Annotated in this window: 2 protein-coding genes, 1 tRNA gene and 5 pseudogenes; 6 read left to right on the forward strand and 2 right to left on the reverse strand. The window is 52.2% G+C overall.

All coding sequences use genetic code 11. From position 1 onward, the window contains the following. Positions 1-171: 171 nt before the first annotated feature. The 3 genes and pseudogenes from A3AG_RS32500 to A3AG_RS34405 form a co-directional block, all read left to right on the forward strand. Positions 172-691, forward strand: a pseudogene (locus A3AG_RS32500) (IS30 family transposase); the annotation flags it as partial. Positions 692-1,439: 748 nt separating this feature from the next. After that, the gene (locus A3AG_RS32505) at positions 1,440-1,877 is read left to right on the forward strand and encodes a hypothetical protein (RefSeq protein ID WP_012354759.1); all 438 of its coding nucleotides are present in this window, start codon (positions 1,440-1,442) and stop codon (positions 1,875-1,877) included. A 452-nt stretch (positions 1,878-2,329) separates the two neighbouring features. Further along, positions 2,330-2,571 (forward strand): annotated as a pseudogene (locus A3AG_RS34405) (IS5/IS1182 family transposase); the annotation flags it as partial. A 91-nt stretch (positions 2,572-2,662) separates the two neighbouring features. On the opposite strand, the gene A3AG_RS0100430 reads toward A3AG_RS34405, so the two are convergent. After that, positions 2,663-2,750 (reverse strand) — tRNA-Ile (locus tag A3AG_RS0100430). A gap of 86 nt (positions 2,751-2,836) precedes the next feature. Between A3AG_RS0100430 and A3AG_RS32515 the strand changes: the two are divergent. The 3 genes and pseudogenes from A3AG_RS32515 to A3AG_RS32170 form a co-directional block, all read left to right on the forward strand. Beyond that, positions 2,837-3,176, forward strand: a pseudogene (locus A3AG_RS32515) (IS3 family transposase); the annotation flags it as partial. Positions 3,177-3,260: 84 nt separating this feature from the next. Then, positions 3,261-4,529, forward strand: coding sequence for a pectate lyase family protein (locus tag A3AG_RS32520; RefSeq protein ID WP_157625309.1), 1,269 nt, complete (start codon positions 3,261-3,263; stop codon positions 4,527-4,529). Between the two features lie 604 nt (positions 4,530-5,133). Continuing rightward, positions 5,134-5,529: pseudogene (locus A3AG_RS32170) on the forward strand (transposase); the annotation flags it as partial. Positions 5,530-5,853: 324 nt separating this feature from the next. Here A3AG_RS32170 and A3AG_RS33785 read toward each other — a convergent pair. Beyond that, positions 5,854-6,006: pseudogene (locus A3AG_RS33785) on the reverse strand (IS5/IS1182 family transposase); the annotation flags it as partial.

Raw genomic sequence — 6,006 nt, forward strand, 5'->3', positions numbered from 1 at the left:
CTGTATTAAATGTCCGTACCGATGAGCAACTGATTCAAGCAATAGATGATGTGTTCTCTTCGTACGGCACCCTATTGCCATCCGACGAGGTGTTCGTCCAACCGATGGCCAAAGATATCGCGGTAAGTGGCGTTGTCATGACATGCGACCCTGAATCAGGCCTTCCATACGGCAGAGGATCGCGCGATGCCTGGACACTGGGAAGGCGATCTGCTGTCGGCAGCGCCAACAGCCAGATTGCAACACTCGTCGAACGCCAGACAAAGTTCGTGATGCTCGTGAAGATTGCCAGCAAGGACTCTGAGGCTGTAGTCAACGCCCTGATCAAGCACGCTGGCAAACTACAGCAGGAATTGTTACAAAATCGCTGACGTGGGATCGCGGCACAGAGATGGCTGGCCACAAGAGCTTCACTGTCGCGACCGATATCAGGGTCTATTTCTGCGAACCTCAAAATCCCTGGCAGCGCGGCACGAACGAAAACACCAACGAGCTCTTGAGACAGTACCTTCCGAAAGGAACCGATCTCTCGATCTATTCGCAAGCCAAGCTCAATGCCATTGCCAGGCGGCTCCACGAACGCCCGCGCAAGGCACTAAACTTCGATACACCGGCTGAACGATTCCATCAAGCTGTTGCGCTGACCGGCCAATTGCTCGAGTATGACGGCGAGATGCCGAATCGGGACTGACTGATCAGACAACGGTGCATTGCCAAAATCGCGCCGCCACTTTCTGAATCTGCCAAAGCCGGAGGTAGAATCATCACTGCCCCCATCTGGGCGCTGGCTAATCACAAACCTTGTCGGCTCGCTCTACGAGTTTGCCCTCCTATATAGCTTACTGTGCGACTTCATAGCCCTGACATGAGCAGATGAGTCGGTGACCTGTCATCAAAGATTTCGATGCACTGCGGCTTAGAAACAAAAAGCGCGCCGGCACCGAGGTGCCCAAATATGCAATCGTGACGTCGGAAATTCGACAAAGCCAACGAATTATGTGGGCATTCTTTCAGCACATAGCATCGCTCGAATGACTGTGCCGATTCTTGCCGCAGATGTGAGAATAAGGGACCTGTGGCCGCAGACTCCGTAGTCTCAGCCGCACTATTTCCGTTCCCTTCATTCTCAATCCTATCTGCGCCTAGATCGGCACCTGCTTCGCTGAGCCGTCTGTGGGCGAGTCAAATCGACGCTGAACCGTCACTATCTTCAGCGGCCCCCCTTGTTTTGGGTCCGCCTACGAGCGTCTCTCGGAACGCTGCGCTATTTGGCATAAGGTTTGCGTGAGCGGACTGGGGCAAAGCAGATGAGGTACGCCGATCCTTTCATTGCAGGGTTGGTGGTCACGGTTTTAGCCGAGGATTATCCACCTCAATCCCTGCTTTATTAGTCACTAGACATTGTCCAAGCCGCTATATAGAAAATGAGGTATGCAAATATGTGTGCACATGATAAAAATGCCAATGATACTGACAAATTTATCGACTCAATGGCGGAAACCATGAAGGCGTTTTCGCAGATATTTGCAACTTTCTGCCAGCCGATTTTGCCGGGCTGGTTCGCAACCAATAGCACTACCAACAATTCAATCACCATCAACAAGGAGAATAGCTCGGATCCGGATATGGAGCGTGAAATCACGCGTGATCACAGCTATGGAAGCCAAATAGGCAGAGTAATTGATGCCGTCGCCGTTCTCGTCGAGCAACAGCCAAAGGACGTAAAGGAGTCCCCGAAATTACAAGGCTTAATGGACCTCAAGAATAGCATTAATAAAATCAAAGGTAGGACTTTGCGCGCAAGGCTAAGCAAATCTGGAGTGAGCCCTGACACTTATGCGAATTTAATAGATAAGATTTACAGTTCGAAGTCATGATGGGATTGGCGCCCGCGCCGCCTCAATTGCGTCGGAGAAAATCGCAGTTCAGGCGCGATTACCGCCCAGTATGCAAATTGTCACCCCGTACCCCGGCGTAACGGGCACCAACGCACATTGCAGGTGCTTGCCTGTTGACACATATCGACTCCTAGTGCTGCTGCCGGCCCGCTACTGCAGCTGCTCCGGGGTCGACCCAAGCCGACGTCGAAGCGCGCGGTCTTCCTGCTATGATCGGGCTTCGTCATTGCCAGCCAGTTCAAACGCTCCCTGAACAGGGACATATTGCCCCGGTGTGACTTGATGTGGTTGACCACAGTCGACTTTTGCGACACGCGCTGCTATAGCCGCACCCTGCTGCGGGTGGCGCGCGTCTGTCTGTTGCCGACGCTTTCCCAGGTGAAGCGCACAGAGACCGTCCGTGTTGCTCGCGAGCGCGCCGAACCTGGGATGAGTGGAGTCGGGCGAAGCTTGCCAGCGCAGCAATGCGCCAGCCCCGAGCACCGAGCATACCGGGCCCAACCACACAGATCGCGGCAGATTAGGCAGCAAACGCCATCTCATCGTAGACCGGCAAGGCGTTCCTCGGGCACTGACTGTCATCGGTTTCAATCGGCACGACTCGGTTGTCCTCGAAGACTTGGTCGATGCAATACCCGCAGTGCCTGGTTTGTCTGTCCAGCGGCCGTCGTGCGCCTTTATAGCTTCGAGAACGTGAAGCTACAGATTGGTTGGATATCGCCGTTCCTGGCGAAGAGTCGAAGAGCTATGAAAGATATCGCGCTTGGTGGGCCGGGTGGGATTCGAACCCACGGTGGGATATCCCCGGCGGATTATGAGTCCGCTGCCTGCAACCAACACAGCGTCCGGCCCTGTAGCGACGCGCGAGATTCTACCCTGAAGTTCCCAGAATTTGCCACCATCGCATCTCGCGACGGGTTGATTTAGCCGGCACTGAATTGGTGCTGGATCTGTTGAATCGGGAAGTCGTGGGCTGGTCCATCAAGGCGCGCATGACGGCGGACCTTGTGGCGGATGTGTTGGCGTGGTTCCGCCGCAGGCCCGGCATGGGGAAATTGTTGGGACGCGCCGACGAAGAGCTCTTCAACAGTTTGGAGAACGAACGAACTCCTTCCACGCGGTACCGGACGCAACGTGAGGCCGCTGCGGACCTGTTCGAATACATCGAAGTGTTCTATAACCGCAGTGGTCGTCATTCGTCCCTCACCTTCGTAATCGCCGACTCAGTTCCTGCAGGACTGGCTCACTGTTCAGCAGGCGACAGATTGGGCTGCATAACCCCGGACCTATGGAAGCCGAAAATAGGAAACCTCAATTATTGGCAATGTCTAAATATTGACAAGGAATTATATGTTATTTCATATGGCATTCAAGCGAGCGACTCTGGTGCTGGGCTCGGCGGCCTTCCTGTTTAATTTATCCGGATCGTGCGCAACGGAATTTGATTTTAGTCGGCCGAAAGGGTTCGGCGCAGCAACGATCGGCGGGATGGGCGGGGAAGTCGTGAATATCACAGATCCAATTGATGGCCGGGAGCAACTGAAGAATGCCCTGTGTAATTCATTTAATGCGGAAGGAGTATGCTCTGATGCAACTCCACGCATCATAAGAATCGCAACAACGATTGACTACACAGGGACAGAAAAAACCTCCTCGGAGCGTGGCTGTTATCCCGGCAAAATAAAAGGTGAATGTCCGACGCCGTACGAGCCGGAAGCATTGATCCTTGTCGATGCGAACGATAGGCATTGCAGTGGAAAAGAAGTCACAGGGATTACTTACGATGCGGCCGGGAAAAATCCGCTATCGGTCGGTTCAAATAAGACCTTAATTGGCGCCAGCTCGTCCGCAGCGCTAAAGGGAAAGGGACTGCGTCTGGTGAACTCCCGCAACGTCGAAATAAGAAATCTTACGATAAGTGACATTAATAACGGCATCGTTTTTGGTGGCGACGCAATATCGCTGGAAGGGGTGGACCGAGTTTGGATAGATCATAATACCTTCCACAATATTGGCCGACAAATGATTGTCGATCACTTCAGGCCTGCAATCAACGTCACTATTTCGTGGAATAATTTCGACGGCACAAGCGCTTACTCACCTGAGTGCAACGGGAAACATTATTGGAATATCTTGCTAACTGCAAAAAAGCAAAATATTACTTTATCCAATAATTGGATTCATGATTTTTCCGGGCGAGCACCGAAAGTTTCTGGCAGCGATGCCATTGTGCATGTGGTTAATAACTATTTCCAGAATGGTTCTTGGCATGCGATCGACTCGAGTGAAAAAGCACATCTTTTTGTCGAGGCGAACTACTTTGATAATGTGATCTTTCCAATTTTGCCTGACGATGGCTATATCTTTGGAGCGCTCGGTAGTCTCGGCGCTGTAGCCCAGCGGGAGTGCAAAGAAAAAGCCGGTCGCCCTTGCCTCGGCAATGTCGCTATCCCTGAACCCTCGAACAACGATTTTACGCAATACTCTGCCGTAATGGAAGCATTTGAAGCGCTGAGAAAAAATATAATTCACTCATCAAAGTCCAAGGCCTCGTCCTGCATGATAACGCCTTATGAGGCAAGCAAAGTGCCCGCTATAGTCAAGGCATATGCCGGCACAGGGCATCTCTGATACATGAAGGGGCGCGTCATGGATGTGCTGTACCGTACTCATTTTCTATTGCAGCAGCGGTCTTCACATACCCTCATGAGCGAGCTTCATAACGATTTGAATACAGTTCATTTTACGTCCGGAGGTACGCCCTCTACAATCCCGACTTCCTGGAGGCGGCTGATGATTTTTCATTCAAATGACTTACAACTCCGGGTTCCACCAACATTGGTGCGAAGCTCGCTCGAAGAATTGCTGAGGCGTTATTTGCAAGGTAGTGATGGTACTTCTTCGAAGTCATCGACTCCAGGCTGCGTCAGGTTTTTGCAAGCCACAAGACGCCTCATTCTAGTCACCTGTCATGTATCAGATGCTGAAGCATGCTAAGGCAAATCAAAAACGTGCGGCGTTCCTTGTTTCAGTTTCAGTCTCTTGGGCCATGTAACGCATGGGTTTTAATATTTCGTTTTCATGCTTTACGCAATTGGCTGGAAACTAAAGAGTCCGCGGTAGTGCTGCCTGATGAGTTAATGGAACGGTGAGCTAGCTAATGTCAGCGTGTTCACCAAGACATGCCTGCCTCGTATGATACCTAGGGACGTTTTTAAATTAGAGGAGATATTTTGTGACCAGTTTGAAGTCCAACCCTTCTGAAGGAGGAAACGAGGCCTTGAGCGAGCCAGAGCGGCGGCGGCGGCGGTCCGTGCATGAAAAGCTTGCTATTGTGCAGGAAACCCTGGAACCAGGTGTAACCGTCTTAGAGGTGGCCAGGCGCCATGAAGTCAATCCCAATCAAGTGTCCGCATGGCGGAAGCAGTACCAAGATGGTACTCTGGCCCCTCACAATATCGGCGAGGCTTTGGTTCCCGCATCTCAATTAGCCGCCGCGATGAACGAGATTCGAGAGTTGCAAAGGCTCTTGGGAAAAAAGACACAGGAAGCAGAGATATTGAAGGAAGCGACTGAGTACACTCCGTCTTCAAGTAGTGATTGCGCACTTCACCATTCCGCCTTGGGGCGACTGTGATGAATAGCGTCTGCATATTCGCCATGAAAGCTGAATAGCCTTACGCCGAGCCATTGGGTGGCTCAGCAAATTTCTTAACCGAATGTCCAGCCCTGCACGAGTCGTTGTATGGTGGCGAACATTTTCTTTGACATAGTTCATGGGGCTGGGCTGCTTTCAAATCACGTATCCCCTATCAGGCTGCTGAAGTACTCATCGCGCTAGCGATGAGTTTTTCCCCGCAAGGCGGGGAGCGCTGTTTTTCACAATCCGGAAGCCGGACGTCACTGCCTCGGCTTTTTCCGCGTTTTGGCGCCCATTCCGGCCTCATTAGCGCGATTACTGCAACTGCGGACGGATTTGTCCCAGCGAGCGCATGCGCACGAGGTGGTAGGCGGCCATGCTCAGCACAAACATCTGATCGACTTTCTTCAGACCGCGCACCATCACCTGACGCATGCGCCCCACGGTCTTGACCCACCCGAAGCCCTG

Origin of the sequence: Cupriavidus neocaledonicus, assembly GCF_000372525.1 — a bacterium.
Taxonomy (GTDB): Bacteria; Pseudomonadota; Gammaproteobacteria; order Burkholderiales; family Burkholderiaceae; genus Cupriavidus; species Cupriavidus neocaledonicus.

Coding starts and splice junctions, on each gene's coding strand:
- A3AG_RS32520 (WP_157625309.1), top strand. CDS start 3,261: ATGGCATTCAAGCGAGCGACTCTGGTGCTGGGCTCGGCGGCCTTCCTG.
- A3AG_RS32505 (WP_012354759.1), top strand. CDS start 1,440: ATGTGTGCACATGATAAAAATGCCAATGATACTGACAAATTTATCGAC.